This window comes from Pseudomonas sp. RC3H12 (genome assembly GCF_018596375.1).
Lineage (GTDB): Bacteria > Pseudomonadota > Gammaproteobacteria > Pseudomonadales > Pseudomonadaceae > Aquipseudomonas.
The window spans coordinates 1,949,173-1,968,790 of record NZ_CP075595.1; the positions used below are offsets into that span (position 1 = coordinate 1,949,173).

At 66.8% G+C, this 19,618-nt stretch carries 25 protein-coding genes; 19 read left to right on the forward strand and 6 right to left on the reverse strand.

From position 1 onward, the window contains the following. The first annotated feature begins 36 nt into the window (after positions 1 to 36). The 14 genes from KHO27_RS08920 (at position 37) to KHO27_RS08985 (ending at position 10,803) form a co-directional block, all read left to right on the forward strand. Positions 37 to 1,725, forward strand: coding sequence for a GspE/PulE family protein (locus KHO27_RS08920; RefSeq protein ID WP_214501641.1), 1,689 nt, complete (start codon positions 37 to 39; stop codon positions 1,723 to 1,725). Further along, positions 1,706 to 2,488 (forward strand): hypothetical protein, encoded by a 783-nt coding sequence (locus KHO27_RS08925; RefSeq protein ID WP_214501642.1) that lies wholly within the window; start codon positions 1,706 to 1,708, stop codon positions 2,486 to 2,488. The genes KHO27_RS08920 and KHO27_RS08925 overlap by 20 nt, the downstream gene beginning before the upstream one ends. A 1-nt stretch (position 2,489) precedes the next feature. Next, complete coding sequence (locus KHO27_RS08930) at positions 2,490 to 3,032, forward strand: pilus assembly protein (protein ID WP_110704238.1); 543 nt, start codon at positions 2,490 to 2,492, stop codon at positions 3,030 to 3,032. After that, the gene (locus tag KHO27_RS08935) at positions 3,019 to 3,570 is read left to right on the forward strand and encodes a GspMb/PilO family protein (protein WP_046855692.1); all 552 of its coding nucleotides are present in this window, start codon (positions 3,019 to 3,021) and stop codon (positions 3,568 to 3,570) included. Before KHO27_RS08930 ends, KHO27_RS08935 begins: the two co-directional genes overlap by 14 nt. Next, positions 3,570 to 4,073: a hypothetical protein gene (locus KHO27_RS08940; RefSeq protein WP_102685108.1), complete on the forward strand. Its 504-nt coding sequence runs from the start codon at positions 3,570 to 3,572 to the stop codon at positions 4,071 to 4,073. The genes KHO27_RS08935 and KHO27_RS08940 overlap by 1 nt, the downstream gene beginning before the upstream one ends. Then, positions 4,070 to 5,947, forward strand: a complete 1,878-nt coding sequence (locus KHO27_RS08945; protein WP_046855690.1) for a secretin GspD/PilQ domain-containing protein — start codon at positions 4,070 to 4,072, stop codon at positions 5,945 to 5,947. Before KHO27_RS08940 ends, KHO27_RS08945 begins: the two co-directional genes overlap by 4 nt. Next, the gene (locus tag KHO27_RS08950; RefSeq protein ID WP_110704240.1) at positions 5,944 to 6,417 is read left to right on the forward strand and encodes a type II secretion system protein; all 474 of its coding nucleotides are present in this window, start codon (positions 5,944 to 5,946) and stop codon (positions 6,415 to 6,417) included. The genes KHO27_RS08945 and KHO27_RS08950 overlap by 4 nt, the downstream gene beginning before the upstream one ends. A 5-nt stretch (positions 6,418 to 6,422) precedes the next feature. After that, positions 6,423 to 6,797, forward strand: a complete 375-nt coding sequence (locus KHO27_RS08955) for a type II secretion system protein (protein ID WP_102685110.1) — start codon at positions 6,423 to 6,425, stop codon at positions 6,795 to 6,797. After that, positions 6,772 to 7,293: a type II secretion system GspH family protein gene (locus tag KHO27_RS08960; protein ID WP_214501643.1), complete on the forward strand. Its 522-nt coding sequence runs from the start codon at positions 6,772 to 6,774 to the stop codon at positions 7,291 to 7,293. Before KHO27_RS08955 ends, KHO27_RS08960 begins: the two co-directional genes overlap by 26 nt. Beyond that, a complete protein-coding gene (gene csgE, locus KHO27_RS08965) occupies positions 7,290 to 7,685 on the forward strand; it encodes a curli production assembly/transport protein CsgE (RefSeq protein ID WP_102685112.1) in 396 nt (131 codons plus the stop codon). Before KHO27_RS08960 ends, csgE begins: the two co-directional genes overlap by 4 nt. Further along, positions 7,682 to 8,101 carry a curli assembly protein CsgF gene (locus KHO27_RS08970; protein ID WP_110704244.1) on the forward strand — a complete coding sequence of 140 codons (420 nt, stop codon included), beginning with the start codon at positions 7,682 to 7,684 and terminating at the stop codon, positions 8,099 to 8,101. Before csgE ends, KHO27_RS08970 begins: the two co-directional genes overlap by 4 nt. 32 nt (positions 8,102 to 8,133) lie before the next feature. After that, positions 8,134 to 8,985 carry a CsgG/HfaB family protein gene (locus KHO27_RS08975; RefSeq protein WP_110704246.1) on the forward strand — a complete coding sequence of 284 codons (852 nt, stop codon included), beginning with the start codon at positions 8,134 to 8,136 and terminating at the stop codon, positions 8,983 to 8,985. A 192-nt stretch (positions 8,986 to 9,177) separates the two neighbouring features. Beyond that, the gene (locus tag KHO27_RS08980; RefSeq protein ID WP_214501644.1) at positions 9,178 to 10,512 is read left to right on the forward strand and encodes a hypothetical protein; all 1,335 of its coding nucleotides are present in this window, start codon (positions 9,178 to 9,180) and stop codon (positions 10,510 to 10,512) included. A gap of 108 nt (positions 10,513 to 10,620) precedes the next feature. Then, on the forward strand, positions 10,621 to 10,803 hold the full coding sequence (locus tag KHO27_RS08985; protein WP_110704250.1) for a DUF6021 family protein: 183 nt from the start codon (positions 10,621 to 10,623) through the stop codon (positions 10,801 to 10,803). Position 10,804: 1 nt separating this feature from the next. On the opposite strand, the gene KHO27_RS08990 is transcribed toward KHO27_RS08985, so the two are convergent. Next, positions 10,805 to 11,188 (reverse strand): winged helix-turn-helix transcriptional regulator, encoded by a 384-nt coding sequence (locus KHO27_RS08990; protein ID WP_110704252.1) that lies wholly within the window; start codon positions 11,186 to 11,188, stop codon positions 10,805 to 10,807. 129 nt (positions 11,189 to 11,317) lie between these two features. On the opposite strand from KHO27_RS08990, the gene KHO27_RS08995 reads away from it, so the two are divergent. After that, on the forward strand, positions 11,318 to 11,872 hold the full coding sequence (locus KHO27_RS08995; protein ID WP_110704254.1) for an ester cyclase: 555 nt from the start codon (positions 11,318 to 11,320) through the stop codon (positions 11,870 to 11,872). A gap of 118 nt (positions 11,873 to 11,990) precedes the next feature. On the opposite strand, the gene KHO27_RS09000 is transcribed toward KHO27_RS08995, so the two are convergent. Beyond that, positions 11,991 to 12,965 (reverse strand): polysaccharide deacetylase family protein, encoded by a 975-nt coding sequence (locus KHO27_RS09000; RefSeq protein WP_214501645.1) that lies wholly within the window; start codon positions 12,963 to 12,965, stop codon positions 11,991 to 11,993. Positions 12,966 to 13,069: 104 nt separating this feature from the next. Between KHO27_RS09000 and KHO27_RS09005 the strand changes: the two genes are divergently transcribed. Further along, positions 13,070 to 13,948, forward strand: a complete 879-nt coding sequence (locus KHO27_RS09005) for a LysR family transcriptional regulator (RefSeq protein WP_102685117.1) — start codon at positions 13,070 to 13,072, stop codon at positions 13,946 to 13,948. A gap of 48 nt (positions 13,949 to 13,996) precedes the next feature. Here the strand turns inward: KHO27_RS09005 and KHO27_RS09010 are convergent, their stop codons facing one another. Together KHO27_RS09010 and KHO27_RS09015 are read right to left on the reverse strand one after the other, a co-directional pair. After that, complete coding sequence (locus KHO27_RS09010; RefSeq protein WP_102685118.1) at positions 13,997 to 14,248, reverse strand: hypothetical protein; 252 nt, start codon at positions 14,246 to 14,248, stop codon at positions 13,997 to 13,999. A gap of 28 nt (positions 14,249 to 14,276) precedes the next feature. After that, entirely contained in the window at positions 14,277 to 14,777 is a 501-nt protein-coding gene (locus tag KHO27_RS09015) for a DUF4142 domain-containing protein (protein WP_023631357.1), read from the reverse strand. Positions 14,778 to 14,921: 144 nt separating this feature from the next. On the opposite strand from KHO27_RS09015, the gene KHO27_RS09020 reads away from it, so the two are divergent. Genes KHO27_RS09020 through KHO27_RS09030 form a run of 3 tightly spaced genes read left to right on the forward strand, consistent with a single transcriptional unit; the run spans position 14,922 to position 17,567 of the window. Continuing rightward, positions 14,922 to 15,164 (forward strand): hypothetical protein, encoded by a 243-nt coding sequence (locus KHO27_RS09020; RefSeq protein WP_102685119.1) that lies wholly within the window; start codon positions 14,922 to 14,924, stop codon positions 15,162 to 15,164. After that, the gene (xth, locus tag KHO27_RS09025; RefSeq protein WP_110704265.1) at positions 15,161 to 15,955 is read left to right on the forward strand and encodes an exodeoxyribonuclease III; all 795 of its coding nucleotides are present in this window, start codon (positions 15,161 to 15,163) and stop codon (positions 15,953 to 15,955) included. Before KHO27_RS09020 ends, xth begins: the two co-directional genes overlap by 4 nt. A 43-nt stretch (positions 15,956 to 15,998) precedes the next feature. Continuing rightward, a complete protein-coding gene (locus KHO27_RS09030) occupies positions 15,999 to 17,567 on the forward strand; it encodes a sensor domain-containing diguanylate cyclase (RefSeq protein ID WP_110704267.1) in 1,569 nt (522 codons plus the stop codon). A 152-nt stretch (positions 17,568 to 17,719) separates the two neighbouring features. Here KHO27_RS09030 and KHO27_RS09035 read toward each other — a convergent pair whose 3' ends face one another. Next, the gene (locus KHO27_RS09035; RefSeq protein WP_110704269.1) at positions 17,720 to 18,679 is read right to left on the reverse strand and encodes a ribonuclease Z; all 960 of its coding nucleotides are present in this window, start codon (positions 18,677 to 18,679) and stop codon (positions 17,720 to 17,722) included. Between the two features lie 135 nt (positions 18,680 to 18,814). Further along, a complete protein-coding gene (gene hpaI, locus KHO27_RS09040) occupies positions 18,815 to 19,615 on the reverse strand; it encodes a 4-hydroxy-2-oxoheptanedioate aldolase (RefSeq protein WP_110704271.1) in 801 nt (266 codons plus the stop codon). Positions 19,616 to 19,618: the final 3 nt, after the last annotated feature.

Here is a 19,618-nt window from a genome sequence, read left to right on the forward strand (position 1 = left end):
GGCCCGCGGCGCCGCCCCTGAGCGGAGTCGCAGGCCATGTCCCAGGCATTCGATAAAGACCCACTGGACCCATCGCGGGGCTACCCCCGCGAACTCCTGGCCCAGGCCCGCCAGCAAGCCGGCCAAGAGCGTCTTCTGGCCTGCCTGGAACACCTGTCCAGCGACACCCCGGCCACCTTCACCCAGCGCCTGGCCATCACCCTGCATTACCCGGTGCTCGCCACCGAGGCCCTGTTCGCCTGCGCTCCGGCCTTCGACCGGGTCAGCCTGGCGCAGTGCCTGAAACACGAATTCGCCCTGGTCGAACACGAGGGCGAGCGGGTCGGTGTGTTCGCCGACCCCTTCGACAGCGCCCGCCTGGCCTGGATCGACGACTGCCTGCAGGGCGCGCCGCTGTACCTGGCCCACGCCGCCGACCTTGCCGCGTTCCTGGCCCGCCACGAGGAAAGCTTCCACGCTGTCGAGGCCCTCGGCCACGAGGCTGAACCCGGCAGCGAGGCCGACCCGCTGCAGCGCCTGTCGCTGACCAGCATCAGCGAAGACCAGAGCCGCGTGGTCAAGCTGGTCAACTCCACCCTGTACGACGCGCTCAAGCTGCACGCCAGCGACATCCACCTAGGGATGACCGGCCAGGGCCTGACCATCAAGTACCGCATCGACGGCGTGCTCAACGGTGCCGGCAAGGCCAGCGGCAGCGCCTTCGCCGAGCAGGTGATCTCGCGGATCAAGGTAATGGCCGAGCTGGACATCGGCGAGAAGCGCGTGCCCCAGGACGGTCGCTTCAAGGTGGCCATCGGCGAGCGGCAGATCGATTTCCGCGTCTCGATCATGCCCAGCATCTTCGGCGAGGACGCGGTGCTGCGGGTGCTGGACAAGCAGGACCTGTCCGACCAGGTCAGCGGCGTGCAGCTGCAGGCCCTGGGGTTCGAGGCGCAGACCTTGCAGGCCCTGCGCCGGCTGGCCGCCGAGCCCTACGGCATGATCCTGGTCACCGGCCCCACCGGCAGCGGCAAGACCACCACCCTCTACGCCATGCTCAGCGAGATCAACCATGGCATGGACAAGATCATCACCATCGAGGATCCGGTCGAGTACCAGCTGCCCGGCGTGCTGCAGATCCCGGTCAACGAGAAGAAGGGCCTGACCTTCGCCCGCGGCCTGCGCTCGATCCTGCGCCACGACCCGGACAAGATCCTGGTCGGCGAGATCCGCGACCCGGACACCGCGCAGATTGCCGTGCAGTCGGCGCTGACCGGGCACCTGGTGTTCACCACCATCCACGCCAACAACGTGTTCGACGTGATCGGCCGCTTCAGCCAGATGCAGGTCGACCCCTACAGCTTCGTCTCGGCGCTCAATGCCGTGCTGGCCCAGCGCCTGGTGCGCCTGGCCTGCCCGCACTGCGCGCAGGCCTGCGACCCGGACGACGACTTGCTGGCCGCCTCGGGCCTGACCCGTGATGCGGTGGCCGGCTGGCGCTTCGTGCGCGCCCAGGGCTGCGGCCAGTGCCGTGGCAGCGGCTACCGCGGGCGCAGCGCGATTGCCGAACTGTTGCACCTGGACGACGACCTGCGGCAGATGATCGTCGAACGTCGCCCGCTCTCGCAGATCAAGCAGCTGGCCTGCCAACGCGGCCTGCGCCTGCTGCGCGCTTCGGCCGTGGACCTGGTCCGCGATGGCCGTACCACACTCGAGGAGATCAACCGTGTCACATTTATCGCCTGATCGGTATTGCGCGGTGCTGGGCGCCGAGGGTGTCGGCCTGGGCCAATGGCACGGCCGGCAGCATCAATGGCTGGGCAGCCGCGCGTTTGCCTGCGACGCCGCCCAGCCGACCTGGGCCCCGGCACTCCAGGCCCTGGCCGGGCTGCTGGGTGAGCATCCGGCACGCGGCGCGCAGTTGCGCGTGCTGCTCTCGGCCCGCTACAGCCGCTTCTGCCTGGTGCCCTGGAGCGATGCCATCGGTACCCCGCGCGAATTCGAGGCCTATGCCCGGGCCTGCTTCGAGAACCTTTACGGGCAGCCTCTGGACGACTGGCGCATCGTTCTTTCGCCGGAGCCGGCCGGCGCCGCGCGCATCGCCACGGCGCTGCCCGAGGCGCTGCTCCAGGGCCTGCAGGCACTGGGGCGGGAAAGCCGCCTGAGCCTGCGCTCGGTGCAGCCGTACCTGATGGCCGCCTACAACCGCTGCTCGGCGCAACTGGCCCAAGGCGACTTCCTCTTCGTGCTGGCCGAGCCGCGCCGCAGCGTGCTGCTGCTGGCTTCAGGCGGTGCCTGGCAGCAGGTGCTGGCCCAGGGCTGCGCCGACAACGACCAGGCCCTGCAGGCGCTGATCGAGCGTACCTGCGAACTGTATGGCGAGCAGTTGCCTCGGGTGTACCTGCACGCACCGGGGCGCACGGCAGCCTCGCAACTGGCCGCGGTGCAGCTGTGCGCCGCCAGCGCCGAAGCCGATCCGTTGTGCGCCATGTGGCGGGCGGTGGCCTGACATGCGCCGCCTCGACCTGGAATTCCAACCCCGCCACAGCAGCCCCCTGGCCTGGTCGTTGCTGGCCCTGGGCGGCGCCGTGCTGGCCGTGCTGGTGCTGGCCCAGCAGCAACTGGTGAGCGAGCAGGTGCACCTGGAAGGCCGCGTGCACCAACTCGAACTCAAGCTTGGCCGACGCCCGGCCACCGCCGCGGGGCAGAGCAGCGCGGTGATCCGCGAGCAGGCCGAGCGCCTGGCGCAGATGCGCAGCGTCTCGCAGCAGTTGCAGCGGCCATGGCAGCAGCTGTTCGCCATGCTCGAGGCGATGCCGCAGGAAGACGTGGCGCTGCTCAGCCTGACCCCCGATGCCCGCAAGGGCCAGGTACGCATCAGTGCCGAGGCGCGCAACCTCGAGGCCATGCTGCAGTACCACCAGCGCCTGGAGCGCAGCGCCGAGCTGTCGGACGTGTCGCTGCTCAACCACGAGGTGGTGGCCGGGCAGGTCGAGCATCCGGTGCGCTTCAACCTCACCGCCACCTGGGAGACCGGCCATGCGCGTCCGTAGCCTGATCGTCCATGAAGCGCTGCGGCGCCTGGGCCGGGCAGGGCTGGCTGCGGTGCTGGTCGGCGGCTTGGCCCTGGCGGTCGCCCTGGCCGGGGTGCTGCCCCAGTGGCAGGCAGTGCGCGAACTGCGTGCCAGCGAGGCCGATGCCAGTGCCCAGGTGCAGCGCCTGGCGCGTGGCGAGCTCAAGGTGCAGGCCAAGCCCGAGCAGCAGGCGCTGGACGACCTGCGCCAGCAGTTGCCCGGCCAGCCCCAGGCCAGCGAGCTGATCGAGCGCCTGTACCACCTGGCCAGTGCCGAGCGCATCAGCCTGGCCCGGGGCGAGTACGCCCTGGGCGTGGACCCGAAGACCCAACTGGCGCGCTACCAGATCGTCCTGCCGGTGCGCGGCAGCTACCCGCAGATCCGTGGCTTCCTCAAGGCGCTGCTCGGCCAGTTGCCGACGCTGGTGCTGGAAGACCTGGAACTGCAACGCAAGCGGATCGGTGACCGGGAACTGACCGGCCGTGTGCGCATGACCCTTTACCTGTCGAGGTCGTGATGAACACTCAGCGTGCGGTGATGTGGGCCGGGTTCCTGGGGTTGAGCGCGGCGCTGGCCTGGGCGCCGGGGCGCTGGTTCGGCGTGGTGGAGGATGAGCTGGCAGGCCCTGTCGCGGAGCAAACCCGCCCCCAAGCGACACCCACGAACGTGGCAGCGGGCTTGCCCCGCGATGAAGCCAAAAGCCCTTCACGCGACCTGTTCCCCAGCCAGCAATGGACCCCACCCCAGGCCCTGGCCACCGTCACCGAACAACCCGTGGTCACCACCCCGGAACCTGCCGCACCTACCGCCCCGACGCTGCCGTTTCGGTTCATCGGTCGCATGGGGGAGCGCGACGACCTGCAGATCTTCCTGCAGAGCGGCGAAAAGCTCTACGTCGTGCGCCAGGGCGATGTGATCGACGACACCTACCGTCTGGACCGCGTCTCGGCCACCGAGCTGAGCCTGGTCTACCTGCCACTGCATCAGCCACAGACCCTGTCTGTCGGGAGCGCACCATGAAACCGTCGAAGTTGTGCAAGCCTGCGCCGTTCGTGCTCCTGGCCCTGTGCGTGGCCATCGCCGGATGCGGCTCGAGCGCCGCGCGCAAGGACAGCCAGGAACTGATCAAGGAAGGCCAGTACGAGGCCGGCATCGCTCGCCTGGAAGAAGCCCTGCGCGAAGATCCGCGCGACACCGAGCTGAACATCGCCCTGGCCCACGGCCGCCAGGCCGCGGTCGAGGCACTGTTGACCCAGGCCGACAGCGACCGCGTGCGCCACGACTTCGCCGGCGCGCGCATGGGCTACGGTCGGGTGCTGACCATCGAGGCCAACAACCGCCGCGCCCAGGAGGGCATCCGTCAGCTGGAGCTGATCCGCACCCTCGACGACCGTGTCGCCCTTGGCCAGGCGGCGTTGCGCCAGGGTGATCTGTTCGGCGCCGAGCGCTACATGCGCGAGGTGCTGCGCCTCGACCCGCAGAACCAGAAGGGCCAGATGCTGCGCAGCGACATCGAGAACGTCCAGGCCCGTACCGCCACGCCTTACCCGCAACTGCGCAGCAAGCTGGAGCGCCCGGTCACCCTGGAGTTTCGCGATGCCGACCTGAAGACCATCTTCGAGGTGCTGGCCCAGGTCGCCGGGATCAACTTCATCTTCGACAAGGACCTGCGCCCGGACATGAAGGCCACCATCTTCGTGCGCGAGGTGCGCATCGAGGATGCCGTGGCCCTGCTGCTGGAGCAGAACCAGCTGCGCCAGAAGATCGTCAACGACAACACCTTGCTGCTCTACCCGGACTCGCCGCAGAAGACCAAGGACTACCAGGAACTGGTCATGCGCACCTTCTACCTGACCAGCATCGACGCCAACACCGCGCTGAACATGGTCAAGACCATGCTCAAGACCCGCGACGTGTTCGTCGACGAGCGCCTCAACACCCTGACCATGCGCGACACCCCCGACGCCGTGCGCATGGCCGAGAAGCTGCTGCAGTCCCAGGACCAGTCCAACCCCGAGGTGGTGCTGGAAGTGGAGGTGATGGAAGTGGCCACTTCGCGCATCCTCGACCTCGGCCTGCAATGGCCCAACACCTTCGGCGTGCTGACCAGCGACGGCAAGTCGGTGAGCGTGCTCGACCAGCTGCGCGGCATCGACTCCAGCCGCATCAGCATCTCGCCGGCGCCGCAGGCCAAGATCAATGCCCAGGACAAGGACATCAACACCCTGGCAAGCCCCGTGATCCGGGTCAGCAACCGCGAACAGGCGCGCATCCACATCGGTCAGCGGGTGCCGATCATCAGCGCCACCTCGGTGCCCTCGACCCAAGGCCCGGTGATCACCGAAAGCGTCACCTACCTGGATGTCGGCCTCAAGCTCGAAGTGCAGCCCACCGTGCACCTGAACAACGAGGTGGCGATCAAGGTGGCCCTGGAAGTGAGCAACGCCACGCCCCTGGAGGCCACGCGCCAGGGCACCATTCCGGTCCAGGTCGATACCCGCAACGCCCAGACCAGCCTGCGCCTGCACGATGGCGAGACCCAGGTACTGGCCGGCCTGGTGCGCAACGATCACAACGCCAGCGGCAACAAGATCCCGGGGCTGGGCGATATTCCCGGCCTGGGCCGGCTGTTCGGCAGCAACAAGGACGACATGAGCAAGTCCGAACTGGTGCTGGCGATCACCCCGCGCATCGTGCGCAACCTGCCGTACCAGAGCCCGTCTGACATGGAGTTCGCCACTGGCACAGAATCGGCCCTGCAGGTGCGCCAACTGGCGCAACCGGCGCCGGCCAGCGCACTGCCCGCCGACGCCCCGGCTGACGAGCCGGCCGCGGCGCCGCTGGTAGAGGGGCAGATGGCCGTGGTGCCTGCCGCCGCGAGGCCACGGCCATGACACGCCGCCAGCAGGGTTTCAGCCTGATCGAAGTGGTGCTGACCCTGGCGCTGCTCGGCTTGCTCGCCAGCATGGCCGCGCCCCTGACCGAGACGGTGGTACGCCGGGGCAAGGAGCAGCAGTTGCGCGAGGCGCTGTACCAGATCCGCGACGCCATCGACGCCTACAAGCGCGCCTTCGACGCCGGCTATATCGAGAAGCGCCTGAACGCCAGCGGTTATCCGCCGAACCTGCAGGTGCTGGTGGACGGCGTGCGCGATGTGCGCAGTGCCAAGGGTGCGAAGTTCTACTTCCTGCGTCGCATCCCCCACGACCCGCTGCGCGCCGCCAAGGATGACGACCTGGGTGGCTGGGGCCTGCGCGCCTACGACAGCGCGGCCGACAGCCCGCGTGAGGGCGAGGATGTGTTCGACGTGTATTCCAAGGCCAGCGGCAAGGGCCTGAACAACGTGCCCTACGGGCAATGGTGACGGCGATGAAAGCGAGCAGAGGCTTCACCCTCATCGAGCTGCTGGTGGTGATGGCGATCATCGCCACCCTGATGACCATCGCCATGCCGCGCTACTTCAACAGCCTGGAGGCCTCCCGCGAGGCCACCTTGCGCCAGAGCCTGGCGGTGCTGCGCGAGGCCCTGGATCACTACTACGGCGACACCGGGCACTACCCCGATTCGATCGACCAGTTGGTGGAGCAGCGCTACCTGCGCAACACCCCGGTCGATCCGATCACCGAACGGCGCGATGCCTGGCAGCTGGTGCCGCCGCCCGAGGGCGTTTCCGGCGCGGTGGCCGACATCAAGAGCGGAGCAACCGGGAGGGCGCGCGATGGCAGCCTCTATGCCGAATGGTGAAGCCGGCTTCACCTACCTGGGCGTGCTGCTGCTGATCGCCGTCAGCAGCATGGCCCTGGCGGCCACCGGCACCCTGTGGGCCACCAGCCAGCAGCGCGAGCACGAGCGCCAGCTGCTGTGGGTGGGCGGCCAGTACGCCCAGGCCCTGCGCAGCTACTACCGCGCCTCGCCGGGCCTGGCCCAGTATCCGCAGGACCTTGGGGAGCTGGTGGAAGACAACCGTTTCCCGTCGCCGCAGCGCCACCTGCGTCGGCTCTACCCGGACCCTGTCGGTGGCGGCGAAGAATGGGGCCTGTTGCGCGCGGTCGATGGCCGCATCACCGGGGTGTACAGCCGCTCCGACGCCGCGCCGCTCAAGCGCAGCGGTTTCGACGCCCAGTGGAGTGCCTTCGAGGGGCTGGAGCACTACAGCGACTGGCAGTTCGTCGCCGAGCAGGCCTTCGCCGAAAGCGCCGCAGGCGCCCGTCCACATGCCGGCCTGGGAAAGGCGCCATGAAACGCCTGGCCGCGCGGGTCTGCCTGTGCCTGGCCCTGTTGCATGGCCAGGCGCAGGCCGGGGCCGAGGACGAGATGATGGGTTTCATCGTCGACAACACCATCTCGCACATCGGCCACGACTTCTATCACGCCTTCAGCGACCGGCTGCGCGCCACCAGCCGGCTGGATTTCAACCTGGTGGTGCGCGAACGCCCGGATGCCCGCTGGGGCAGCCTGGTGACGGTGGAGTACGAACGCGAGGTGCTGTACAGGCGCTTCCTGCCGCCCAACACCACGCAATTGAACGACGAGGCCATCGCGGCCGCCGACCTGGTCAGGCAGCAGATCATCCAGCGCAAATTGCAACGGCTGCTGCAGGACACAACCGATCTGGAGAGGGACGAGCTATGAGCAACCACCTAGCACGACGCATCGCCGCCTGCCTGCTGGCCGCCGGCCTCGGTGGCCCGGCCCTGGCCACCGAGCTGGTGTACACCCCGGTCAACCCGTCCTTCGGCGGCAATCCGATCAATGGCGCCTGGCTGTTGAACAACGCCCAGGCGCAGAACGACTACGACGATCCCGACCTCAAGGACCGCAGCTCGGCATTCGCCGGCACCTCGGCCCTGGAACGCTTCAGCAACCAGCTCGAGTCGCGCCTGCTCGGGCAGTTGCTGGACAACATCAGCAACGGCAACACCGGCAGCATGTCCACCGACGCCTTCCTGATCGACGTGATCGACGATTCCGGGGCGCTGAGCATCAAGGTCACCGACCGGGCCACCGGGGAAGTCTCGATCATCGAGGTCAGCGGCCTGAACCCCTGAGAGGGACGGGTCTTTACTGGGGAGAGAACGCCATGAAACGCCTGCTGAGCACACTGCTGATCCTCACCGCCCTGGCTAGCCTGCAAGGTTGCGGCCTGCGCGAGCCGATGCCCGCCGAACAAGACCCTGAGACTCCGACGCTGACACCGCGGGCCTCGACCTACTACGACCTGGTCAACATGCCCCGGCCCCGTGGCCGGCTGATGGCGGTGGTATACGGCTTCCGCGACCAGACCGGGCAGTACAAGCCGACTCCGGCCAGCTCGTTCTCCACCAGTGTCACCCAGGGGGCGGCGAGCATGCTGATGGACGCCCTCAACGCCAGTGGCTGGTTCGTGGTGCTCGAGCGCGAGGGCCTGCAGAACCTGCTGACCGAGCGCAAGATCATCCGTGCCTCGCAGAAGAAGCCTGACGTCGCCGAGAACATCCAGGGCGAACTGCCGCCGTTGCAGGCGGCCAACCTGATGCTCGAGGGCGGCATCATCGCCTACGACACCAACGTGCGCAGCGGCGGCGAGGGCGCCCGCTACCTGGGCATCGGCCTGTCCCGCGAGTACCGGGTCGACCAGGTCACGGTCAACCTGCGGGCGGTGGACGTGCGCACCGGGCAGGTACTGGCCAACGTGATGACCAGCAAGACCATCTACTCGGTCGGGCAGAACGCCGGGGTGTTCAAGTTCATCGAGTTCAAGAAGCTGCTCGAAGCCGAGGTCGGCTACACCACCAACGAGCCGGCGCAGCTGTGCGTGTTGTCGGCCATCGAAGCCGCGGTGGGCCACCTGCTGGCCCAGGGCATCGAGCGGCGGCTGTGGCAGGTGGCCGGGGACGGGGCGGGGGACAAGGCGGTGCTGGACAAATACCTGAGTCAGTATCAGCAGCAGTGAGGGCATCAAATCATCAGATGCAACATTCTTGGTTGCCGCTCAGAGCAGGGCAGAACCTCTCGCAATGGGCCTCAGGCCAAGCGTACACGCTGTAGTTGACCTGCCATTTTTGCCAGTGGCGCGGTTTCTCCTCCAATGGATAAATCCTCTGCACGCAGGATTCATCCATTGGAGAAGCAACCGAGGTGTGCCATGAGAAAATTGCTTTGTCTGTTGCTACCCCTCATTGCCGGCTGTATGGCAGTGCCCGGCCCGACGAGCCCCCCTCTATCGCCCAGTGCCGCCTCGGCGGCGCTCGACAGCCGGGGCGAGCAGGCAGTCGTCGAGCTGCGGCGCTGGTACGACAGCGTCACCGATGACTGCGGTGGCGCGCAAAAGCCCGGCTATCTGTGCAGCGGCATTGCCCTACGTACCACCTCCAGCAGCGTCGGCTTCCTGCCCTGGGAGCCGACTGACAGCCAGATCAACAGCGGCAGTGTCGCGTTCTCGTGGATTCGGCGGGACAACAACTTTGGCAGCCCCTTCGGTAATCGGAACGGATTCATCCTCTATCCGCCCCAGGCCGCTCCACCAGGCAAGATCGCGGCTTTGAACGTGCGGTGCACCTTTCCCATCAATGCCAACACCAACCAGCGTCCAACATTGCAGGGATGCGGCCCTATCAGGGGTTACGAGCAGACCACCGACACCTGCCAGACCCTGGGTGTCGACACTGCCCGGCAGTGGCTGGAAAAGTACCCCCAGGCGGGCAACTTCCGGGTCTGCGGATGGGATCTGCGCGATGCGCGTGGCGCGGCGGCAAAGTCATTCCAGACCGCCATCCAGGCGCGCGCCGGCATGCCCGAGGCGCTCTGGCGCGTGAACAACGAGGTGCTGTTGCCGGTGTGGCGCAGGGACCAGGGCGGCGAGCTGCCGTTGCATTCGTTCTTCTATGTCGAAGGCCAGCAAGACGCATTGGCCAAGGCGCAGTTCGACCAGATCCGCTACGCACAGATGTACCAGCAGCTGATACCTGTGGTACGGGTGGCGTTTCCTGCGGACAAGGCGGGTAGCGTGGCGTTCGATTATGAGCCGCAGGACCAGGCAGTAGGCCATCCGACTCCCACGCCTTCGATCGACTTTGAAAACCTTGCCGTGGGCCAATCTGCCGAGGTCAGCTCCAACGGTGTGACGTTCTCGCTAGAGCGACACAACCGCGGTATCAGCAAAGAACCGCACGAGGCCAGCAAGGGGCAGATCAGCGGCAAGCACCTGGAAGTGGACACCACCACCCAGTTTGTCCTGACCGGCGCTGGGCGTCGTCTGGTGAGTTTCTCCTGGGGCTGCAATAGCTGGTGTGGGGTGCAGACGGCGATTGGCGAAGAGTACGTCGAGCTTTCCGAACACGGTCCGGGCGAGATGCATTACGGGACTCAGGAGTTGATCATCGACGGGCCGGAGGTGATCACGCTCAGCGTCGATACCGAAGAGCCAGGCAGCCTGTTGCTGCTCGATAACCTGGTGGTGCGCAAGTTGCCGGAGAAATAAGCGCGTTGTCCCGGCTGACATCGTCATCGGGCAATCGCTCTCAAGCATCTGGATCAAACTTTATGTTGCTGGTGGTTTCTCTGTTGCATACACGACGGAGAAACCACCATGTCAGACCCACGCCATCCTCGCCGCAACAACGTACCGACCGACCAGGGACCGCACTCCTCGGAGCACGCCAACGACCCCGACGACCTGGGATTCGATCCTGACTCGCCCGACCTCGATGACCCGCAGGTAGACCCGCAAGGCCCGGCGAAGCCACCCAGGGACATCGAGAAGGACGGTTGAGTCAGCCAGGGCGGGCGTCGTATTGCTGCCGGGCCTGAATGATCGCCGGCATGTTCGACTCCGCCCACTGCGCCAGCCGCTCCACCGTGCCGCCCAGTGTCGCGCCCAGCTCGGTGAGGGCGTATTCGACGGTGGGCGGCACGGTCGGATACACCTGGCGCTCCACCAGGCCGTCGCGTTCGAGCCGCTTCAGGGTTTGCGACAGCACCTTCTGCGAGACGCCGACGATATCCCTGTGCAACTGGTTGAAACGCACCCGCTCGCCGGCGCTGAGGCGGTCGATGAGCAACAGCACCCATTTGTCGGCGAGGCGATCGAGCACCAGGCGGGCCGGGCAATTCGGGGCGAATACGTCGTAGGCGGGGCATTCGCGGTAATGGGCCATGGGTTACTCCAAGGTAATCAGGTGAGTGAAAAGTGCCTTCTTGAGCGACTGGGCGGGACTGGTTAGGCTTTTATCCATGGTTCGCGGCCGCGCCATACCCACCCGTTGAACGCACTGAAGGAAACTGAGATGAACACCGAACCCAAGGCTTCGGCGCTGCGTGCTGGCCGCTGGATCACCCTGTTGCTGCTGAGCGCGGCGGCCAATCCGGGCAATGCCGGCGAGCTGGTGACTCCGGCCACCCTGGTCGTGGACCGGAGCCTGCCCAAGGCCCAGTTGGAGCAGCAGATCCTCGCCGCCCGCCGCTACGACACCTTCTGGAACACCGGCGACGAGGCCATGGCCCGCGCCGCGCTGGCCAGCGACTTTCGCGACAACACCCTGCCACCGGGACGGCCACAGGGCGTGGAAGGGCCATTGAGCGCTTCCAGGGCATTCCGCGCAGCGGTGCCGGACCTGCGCTGCGAGGTGCTGCAGATGATCGTTGCAGGTGACCGGGTCACCGCGGCGCTGCGTTTCACCGGACACTTCAGCGGCAAGCTGGGCAACCACCAGGGGCAGGGCCAGGCCATCGATTTTATTGCCATGGATATCTACCGTGTCGCCGAGGGCCGGATCGCCGAGGACTGGCATCTCGAGGACAACCTTGCGTTCATGCGGCAGGCGGGGTTGGTTGAGCGTTGAACAACTGGCCCCATCGCCGGCAAGACCGCTCCCACAGGTACAGTGCACGGCGTGACATTTGCGCGGTCGGTGTGGGAGCCGGCTTGCCGGCGAAAGGGCGCGAAGCGCCCCCGGTCAGTCAGTCGAACACACGTGGCGGATTGACCGGCGTATCGGCCTGGGCCAAGGCCCAACGGGCAATCTCGTCCTTGCGCATGAACGCCACGCCGGCATGGCCGCGGGCATAGGTGAAGAACTGGTCCAGCGCGCGCACCACGGTAGGTGTGCCGCCGATGCGGTCATGCGCCGACAGTGACATCAGCCGGCGTCGTTGGCGGCCTTCGGCATAAAGCACGTCGAACTCGTCCTTGAGCTCCTGCAACAGCGCGGCGCCGGTCATCGCCGTGGACCCGGCAATACGACCGATGTCGTTGTTGCGCAGGGTGTAGGGCACTACCGCGAAAGGCTTGCCGCGCACCGGGATGATCGAGGGTTCGTCGCGGGCCAGGTCGTCGATGTGGTAGAGAAAGCCGAGGTCCTGGAGGATGTTCAACGTTTCGCGGGAGTGACGCATCCAGAACGCGTTGAAACCTACCGGGCGTTGGCCGGTGACGCGCTCGATGATGGTGCTGGCCAGCTCGTACTGGCGACGCTCCTCTGCCGGCGTCAGGCTGTACTGCGGTGCCCAGTGCAGGCCGTGGCCGGCGGCTTCGTGGCCGCGCCTGACCACCTCGGCCGCCAGCTCCGGGTAAGCCTCCACAGCCTTGCCGACCATGTGCGAAGTGACCTTGATGCCATGCCGGTCGAACAGCGCGAGCAGGCGCGGCACGCCTTCCAGCGGGCCATAGCGGTACCAGCTGGGGGCGATGGTGTCGGGGTAGCGCGAATCCAGGGGCGGGAAGGGGCTTTCGGCGTGTTCCGGCTGGCCACCGGACTCGAATTGCAACGACACGGAAATCACCAGTTGCGCGCCATTGGGCCAGAACCCCTTGCCCTCGGCGCTATCGGGCGGCGCCCCGGTGCTGCCGCCTGGCTCTTTCGCCAGTACCGCGCCCGCCGCCACGGCGATGCCGCCGGCGAGGGTGCCTTTCATGAAATCTCTTCTGCTGGTCATCGGGTTGCTCCTGTACGGGTGTCGATGCCGGGCAGTGTAATTAGCGAGGAAATCACCAATAATCAGGCGAAAGTCAAAATCATATTTCGGAAAAATCGAAAAGCATGCTGGATAACCTGGCGTTGTTCCTGACCATCATCGAAAAAGGCAGCCTGTCGGCGGCAGGCCGCGAGCGCGGGTTGTCACCGGCCACGGTGTCCGAGCGCCTGGCGGCGCTGGAGGCACACTACGGGGTGGCGCTGCTGACCCGCAGCACCCGTTCGCTGAGCCTCACCGACGCCGGCCGGCAACTCGCCGAGGGCGCACGGCGCCTGCTGGCCGAGGCCGACGAGCTGGAAAGCCGTCTCAGAGACGGCCAGCAGAAGATCTCCGGGTTGGTGCGCCTGAGCGCGCCGGTGGACCTTGGCCAGCACTGCATCGTGCCGCTGCTCGACCGTTTCCTGGCCGAGCATCCGCAAGTCTCGATCGACCTGGACCTGACCGATGGCTACGTCGACCTGGTGGGGCAGGGCATCGACTTCGCCATCCGCTACGGCACCCTGGCCGACAGTTCCCTGCGCGCACGGCCCCTGGGCGACAACCGCCGGGTGGTGTGCGCCGCGCCCGACTACTTGCATCGCCACGGCACGCCACTGCACCCGGACGACCTGGCCCACCACGATTGCATCGTCATGCGTTTCGGTATCCACGCCGAACGGGTCTGGCCATTTCGCCTGGACGGCGCGGCTTACCCGGTCGGCGTGCGCGGCCGGCGGGTTGCCAACAGCGGCGAGCAGGTGCGCCGCTGGGCGCTGGATGGGCACGGGCTGTGCCTGAAATCGCTTCGCGATGTGCGCGACGACCTCGACAATGGCCGATTGGTCGAAGTGCTGGAGGACTTCAGCGCCGGGCAGGTGGCGCTGCAGATCGTCTACGCGCCGACGCGGGTGCAGCCACGGCGGGTGCGGGCGTTGATGGAGGCAATCATCGAAGGCCTGCGCTAGCCCGCCCTGTGGCAGTTGGCCGAACCATTGCCACAGGGCGGACCAGCATCAGCCTTCGGCTTGCCTGGCGGCCTCGACACCGGCGGACGACAGCTTGATCGGGTAGTTGACGCTGAGCGCGTGTCCGGATTCGACATTCACGCTGCCATCATGGATCAAGCCTTGCTCCTGCAGGGTCTTGAGCATGCCGGCCACGGCTTTCTCGCCGCGGTAGTTGTCCAGCACTTCCTTGCCCAGCCCTTGTGGGTGGGCGTGCAACAGGCGGGTCAGGACTTCCGAACGCAGTGCATCATTGCTCATGGGAGCCTCGCTTTTTCAGTGGGGCGGGTTACTGGCCGTGCTTGGCCTGTAGTTCCTTGGCATGCTTCAAGTGCTCTTCGAGCTTGGGCAGGGTCTCGCCGGCGAAAGCCTTGAGCTCGGCCTTGTCGGACGAGGCGGCCTCCTTCCTGAACAGTTCCACGGCTTTCTCGTGGGCCTCGACCTGGTTGTTGACATAGGAGCGGTCGAACGACTCGTCACGCCACTCCAGGATCATCTTCTTGACCTTGTCGGTCAGTGCCGCTTCATCGGGCACGCTGATGTCGAGTTTGCGGGCGATGTCGCCGAGCTTCTGGTTGGCCTGGGTGTGATCGGTGACCATCTGCTGGGCGAAGGTCTTGATTTGCGGGTCCTTGCTCTTGTCCAGCGCCAGCTTGCCGGTCACCACCTCGGCGATGCCGGCCTCGGTGGCGGCGTCGACGAAGTCGTCCGACGAGGCGGCCATGGCCTGTAGCGACGCCATGCCCAGCACCATGGAAAACCCGACCCGCTTGAGGAACAGATTGCTCATCTGTGACTCCTTATCCGTTGGCGCGACGTCAGTGTCGCGTACGGTTGAGGGCCGGCGGCGGGCAAAGGTTTAATTTTTCTGCGCGCTTTGAACCGATGATGACAAGCAAGGCTCACACCTTCAAAGGTGCAGAGGAACCCGATCATGAGCATCGAACGCAGCATTCCCGAACTCGAGGCCTGGTACGCCCAGTACGACGATGCCAGCTATCGGCGCGAATCGCCCGACGCCTATCACCATGAATTGCTGCGCACGGCCGAGGCGCTGCGCGATGATGGCGCGATCGACTGGGACGACTGGCTCAAGCTCAAGGAGCTGGCCGACCAGGCCCACCTGGGGGCACTGCAAGACGCGGTGCAGGCCCGCGTGGACGACCCCGACGCATGAAAGCGCTGAAGATAGCCACGTTCAATGTCAACGGCATCCGCAGCCGGCTCGACAACCTGCTGGCCTGGCTGGCGCGTGAGCAGCCCGACATCGTCTGCCTGCAGGAACTCAAGGCCAGCGACGCGCAGTTTCCCGGTGAGGCCATCGAGGCTGCCGGCTACGGCTGCCTGCACTTCGGCCAGGCGTCATGGAACGGGGTCGCCATCCTCGCCCGCGGCAGCCAGCCCCTGGAGGTGCGCCGCGGCTTGCCGGGCATGGAGGATGACGGCCAGAGCCGTTATATCGAGGCGGCGGTGCACGGCGTGCAGGTGGCCTGCCTGTACCTGCCCAACGGCAACCCGCAACCGGGCCCGAAGTTTGCGTACAAGTTGCGCTGGTTCGAATGCCTGATCGCCCATGCCGACACGCTGCGCGGCGCCGATCACCCTGTGTTGCTGGCGGGGGACTTCAACGTGGTGCCCACCGACCAGGACATCTACAACCCGAAATCGTGGCTCAAGGACGCGCTGCTGCAGCCCGAGTCACGCGCATGCTACCAGCGTTTGCTGGAGCAGGGCTGGAGCGATGCGTTGCGGCAGTTGTACCCGCACGAGCGGGTCTACACCTTCTGGGACTATTTCCGTAACCACTGGCCGCGCAACGCCGGGCTGCGCATCGACCACCTGCTGCTCAACCCGGCCCTGGCGCCTTACCTGAAGGACGCCGGGGTCGACGCCTGGGTGCGCAACGAGGCGCACGCCAGCGACCACGCGCCGGTGTGGATCAGCCTCGGCACACGCAAGCGGCGCTGAACTATAGTCATTGGCGGCCAAGGGTCGATGACAAGGGACTTCAATGCGCGCAGTCAGGAAACAGACCGAGGACGGCCTCTTCCCGGTGACGGGCGAGGGGCGCGCCGTGTCGCTGTTCCGCCTGATGCTCAGTTTCATGGCGGTGGTGATGCTGGTTTTCGTGCTGGTCGAAGGCTGGCGGATCTGGCGCGACTACCGGCAGGTGTTCACCAATGCCGAAAACGCGGTCAGCAACCTGGCCCGGGCCACCGCCCAGCATGCCGAGGATGCCATCCGCCAGGTGGACGCGATCACCGCGGCCTTGGCCGAGCGCCTGGAGGGCGATGGCTTCGCCCATGTCGACCGCCCGCGCCTGCACGCGTTGCTCAAGCAGCAGGCGCAGATCATGCCGCAACTGCATGGCCTGTTCGTCTATGGCCCCGACGGCGGCTGGATCGTCACCGACAAGGATGACGTGCCAGCGGGTGCCAACAATGCCGACCGAGATTATTTCATCTATCACCGCACCCATCCCGACCGCCAGGTGCGTATCGGCACGGTGGTGCGCAGCCGCTCCACGGGCGACCTGATCATCCCCATCTCGCGGCGCCTGGACAATGCCGACGGCAGCTTTGCCGGGGTGTTGCTGGGGACGATCAAAGTCGACTGGTTCGTGCGCTACTACGGCGACTTCAAGATCGACGAGCGCGGCGCCCTGGTGCTGGCCAAGCGCGACGGCACCATCCTCGTGCGTCGGCCGTTCGTCGAGCAGGTGATCGGCCGCAGCCTGGCCAGCAGCGAGATCTTCCGTCTTTACCTGCCCTATGCCAGCGAGGGGGTGGCCGAGGCGGTGGCGGTGGTAGACGGCACGCCACGCCTGTATGCCTTCCGTTCACTGGGCAGTTACCCCCTGGTGGTGGAGGCGGGCTTGTCGCGCGAGTCGATCATCGCGCCGTGGCGCCACGACATGCTCAAGTCGGTGGCGGTGCTGGTCCTGGTATTGATCGGCCTGGCTGGGTTCGGCTGGATCGTCCTGCGCCAGTTGCGCGAGCGCATCGCCATCGAGCGTGCCCTGCACCAGGCCCACCAGACCCTAAAGGCGCTGGCCTTGACCGACAGCTTGACCGGGCTGGGCAACCGCAGGCGGCTGGATGCGGTGCTGGAACCGGAGATACGCCGGGCGCGGCGACAGGGCTATGCCCTGGCCCTGGTGATGCTCGACCTGGACTGCTTCAAGTCCTACAACGACCGCTACGGGCATCCGGCCGGCGACCAGTGCCTGCGCCGCTTCGGCGAGCTGTTGCGCCAGGCGCTGAAACGCCCGGGCGACCTGGCGGTGCGTTATGGTGGCGAAGAGTTTACCTTGCTGCTGCCCGATACCGATGCCGCGGGGGCCAGCCAGATCGTGCAGGAGATCCTGCAGTTGCTGCGCCGGCAGGCCATCGAGCACGGTGGCAGTCCGTTCGGCCATGTCACGGCCAGCGCCGGAATTGCGGTGGGTGCGCCGACGTTGGCGACGGTGACCCCGGAAAACCTGATGGCGGCGGCCGACGCGGCGCTCTACCAGGCCAAGCGGCAGGGGCGTGATCGCTACTGCCTGGCGGCCAGTGTGGAGCAGCATCCGGCGCATTGAAATCCAAGGATACGGCCCAAGTATCACCAGCGTTGCGCGGTCTGTCGTGGGAGCGGGCTTGCCCCGCGATAGCGTCCGATCAGGCAATGAAGGTGCCTGGTAAGGCCTCATCGCGGGGCAAGCCCGCTCCCACGATAGGTCCCCGGCCGGCGCTATTCCACCTCGACCAGCACCCCGTCACGGTCAACCCGGTAACGCGCCAGGTCCCGGGCCAGGGTCAGGTGCCCCTTGAAGTGCGCCAGCGCCTCATCGCGTACCTCCTCGATGGAACCGCCGCGCCCACCGCCCGACTGGTAGCGGGCGCTGAAGTGCGTCAGCACCAGGTTCTTCACCCCCACCATCTCGCCGAAGCGCGCCACCGCAGCGGCGGTGCTGTGGCCGAAGCTGGCCTGGGTGCGTTCGACCAACGGTTGGGTGAAGGTGGCTTCGTGGACCAGGACGTCAACGTTGGCGGCCAGTTCGCTCAACAATTCGGGGCGGTCGTTGTCACCACAGACGATGATGCGTTGCGCCGGGCGCGTCGGTTGCAGGTAGGCCTGCGGGTCGATCTGGCGACCTTCGTGCTCGACCGTTCGGCCACGGGCGATCTGCCCCCACAGCGGCCCGGCGGGGATGCCGTCGGCGCGCAGGCGCTCGGTGTCCAGGTGCGGTTGCGGGTCGCGCTCCTCGAACACGAAGCCGTAGGAGGGTACCCGGTGCGACAGCTCGACCACGCCGACCTGGATGTTACCGTGGCTCAAGCCACCAAAGGTCTCCAGCGCCTGCATCTGCAACTCGAAGGGCAGGTAGGTGTCGCTGACCTCCAGGCTCTGCCGGACCCAGGGGTGCAGGTCGACCGGCAGGACCAGCACCAGTGGCTCCTTGCGCCCTGACATGCCGGCGCTGGCCAGCAGCCCCGGCAGGCCGAAGCAATGGTCGCCGTGTACATGGGTGATGAAGATGGCGCGCAGGTCGCGCACCGACAGCGGGCTGTGCAGCAGCTGATGCTGGGTGCCTTCGCCGCAATCGACCAGGAACCAACCGCTGCCGGTGGCCTCGATGACCGCGGTCGCGCTGACGTTGCGGGCCTTGGTGGGCACCCCGGAGGAGGTGCCCAGAAACTGCAGGTCCATTGCCTGACTCCTTGATTCGACGTTGTCGCGACCCCGCAGGGCGGGGCGCGCGGAGGCTAGCATGGTGCTGCCGGGCGGGCCAGCAGTGCTTCACCGGATCGCCCCAACATCGAGCTTACGCGCTACAAGGCCAGGCTAGTAGACACCGCCCTGGGCGATGGCGGCGGCCCCTGCCTTGAACGTGCCCGCCAGCCCCTGCAAGCCGCGCATCAGCACCGTGGTGTCGACCCCCACCGCGACGAACGCCGCGCCCAGTTCGATGTAACGTCGGGCCAGCGTCGCGTCGGCGCTGAGAATACCTGCCGCCTTGCCGGCCCGCGCGATGCGCACGATGGCATCCTCGATGGCCGCCTGGACCTCAGGATGCCCCGGATTGCCCCGCTGGCCCATGGCGGCGCTGAGGTCGGCGGGGCCGATGAACACGCCGTCGACACCTTCGACGGCACAGATCGCGTCGAGGTTGGCCAGCCCTTCGCGGTTTTCCACCTGCAGCAGCAGGCACATCTGCTCGTCGGCCTGGTCCAGGTAGCCGGGGATGCTGTTCCAGCGCGACGCCCGCGCCAGCGCGCTGCCGACACCGCGCACGCCGTGGGGCGGGTAGCGCATTGCCCGCACCAGCTGACGTGCCTGCTCTGCGCTTTCGACCATGGGCACCAGCAGGGTCTGCACGCCGATATCGAGCAACTGCTTGATCAGCGCGGTATCGCCGATCACCGGGCGCACGATGGGCTGGGCCGGGTAGGGCGCCACCGCCTGCAACTGGCCGAGCAGGCTGCGCAGGTCGTTGGGCGCATGCTCGCCGTCGAGCAGCAGCCAGTCGAAGCCGGCGTTGGCCGCCAGCTCCGCGCAATATGGATCGGCCAGGCCGAGCCACAGGCCGATCTGAGCCTGGCCGTCGCGCAGGCGTTGCTTGAAGGTGTTGATGGGCATGTCCATGGG

What these genes read in the sequence shown, in the direction of transcription:
- KHO27_RS08920 (WP_214501641.1), top strand. Translation starts at nt 37, where the DNA reads ATGTCCCAGGCATTCGATAAAGACCCACTGGACCCATCGCGGGGCTAC.
- KHO27_RS08930 (WP_110704238.1), top strand. Translation starts at nt 2,490, where the DNA reads ATGCGCCGCCTCGACCTGGAATTCCAACCCCGCCACAGCAGCCCCCTG.
- KHO27_RS08935 (WP_046855692.1), top strand. Translation starts at nt 3,019, where the DNA reads ATGCGCGTCCGTAGCCTGATCGTCCATGAAGCGCTGCGGCGCCTGGGC.
- KHO27_RS08940 (WP_102685108.1), top strand. Translation starts at nt 3,570, where the DNA reads ATGAACACTCAGCGTGCGGTGATGTGGGCCGGGTTCCTGGGGTTGAGC.
- KHO27_RS08945 (WP_046855690.1), top strand. Translation starts at nt 4,070, where the DNA reads ATGAAACCGTCGAAGTTGTGCAAGCCTGCGCCGTTCGTGCTCCTGGCC.
- KHO27_RS08950 (WP_110704240.1), top strand. Translation starts at nt 5,944, where the DNA reads ATGACACGCCGCCAGCAGGGTTTCAGCCTGATCGAAGTGGTGCTGACC.
- KHO27_RS08955 (WP_102685110.1), top strand. Translation starts at nt 6,423, where the DNA reads ATGAAAGCGAGCAGAGGCTTCACCCTCATCGAGCTGCTGGTGGTGATG.
- KHO27_RS08960 (WP_214501643.1), top strand. Translation starts at nt 6,772, where the DNA reads ATGGCAGCCTCTATGCCGAATGGTGAAGCCGGCTTCACCTACCTGGGC.
- csgE (WP_102685112.1), top strand. Translation starts at nt 7,290, where the DNA reads ATGAAACGCCTGGCCGCGCGGGTCTGCCTGTGCCTGGCCCTGTTGCAT.
- KHO27_RS08970 (WP_110704244.1), top strand. Translation starts at nt 7,682, where the DNA reads ATGAGCAACCACCTAGCACGACGCATCGCCGCCTGCCTGCTGGCCGCC.
- KHO27_RS08975 (WP_110704246.1), top strand. Translation starts at nt 8,134, where the DNA reads ATGAAACGCCTGCTGAGCACACTGCTGATCCTCACCGCCCTGGCTAGC.
- KHO27_RS08980 (WP_214501644.1), top strand. Translation starts at nt 9,178, where the DNA reads ATGAGAAAATTGCTTTGTCTGTTGCTACCCCTCATTGCCGGCTGTATG.
- KHO27_RS08985 (WP_110704250.1), top strand. Translation starts at nt 10,621, where the DNA reads ATGTCAGACCCACGCCATCCTCGCCGCAACAACGTACCGACCGACCAG.
- KHO27_RS08990 (WP_110704252.1), bottom strand. Translation starts at nt 11,188, where the DNA reads ATGGCCCATTACCGCGAATGCCCCGCCTACGACGTATTCGCCCCGAAT.
- KHO27_RS08995 (WP_110704254.1), top strand. Translation starts at nt 11,318, where the DNA reads ATGAACACCGAACCCAAGGCTTCGGCGCTGCGTGCTGGCCGCTGGATC.
- KHO27_RS09000 (WP_214501645.1), bottom strand. Translation starts at nt 12,965, where the DNA reads ATGACCAGCAGAAGAGATTTCATGAAAGGCACCCTCGCCGGCGGCATC.
- KHO27_RS09005 (WP_102685117.1), top strand. Translation starts at nt 13,070, where the DNA reads ATGCTGGATAACCTGGCGTTGTTCCTGACCATCATCGAAAAAGGCAGC.
- KHO27_RS09010 (WP_102685118.1), bottom strand. Translation starts at nt 14,248, where the DNA reads ATGAGCAATGATGCACTGCGTTCGGAAGTCCTGACCCGCCTGTTGCAC.
- KHO27_RS09015 (WP_023631357.1), bottom strand. Translation starts at nt 14,777, where the DNA reads ATGAGCAATCTGTTCCTCAAGCGGGTCGGGTTTTCCATGGTGCTGGGC.
- KHO27_RS09020 (WP_102685119.1), top strand. Translation starts at nt 14,922, where the DNA reads ATGAGCATCGAACGCAGCATTCCCGAACTCGAGGCCTGGTACGCCCAG.
- xth (WP_110704265.1), top strand. Translation starts at nt 15,161, where the DNA reads ATGAAAGCGCTGAAGATAGCCACGTTCAATGTCAACGGCATCCGCAGC.
- KHO27_RS09030 (WP_110704267.1), top strand. Translation starts at nt 15,999, where the DNA reads ATGCGCGCAGTCAGGAAACAGACCGAGGACGGCCTCTTCCCGGTGACG.
- KHO27_RS09035 (WP_110704269.1), bottom strand. Translation starts at nt 18,679, where the DNA reads ATGGACCTGCAGTTTCTGGGCACCTCCTCCGGGGTGCCCACCAAGGCC.
- hpaI (WP_110704271.1), bottom strand. Translation starts at nt 19,615, where the DNA reads ATGGACATGCCCATCAACACCTTCAAGCAACGCCTGCGCGACGGCCAG.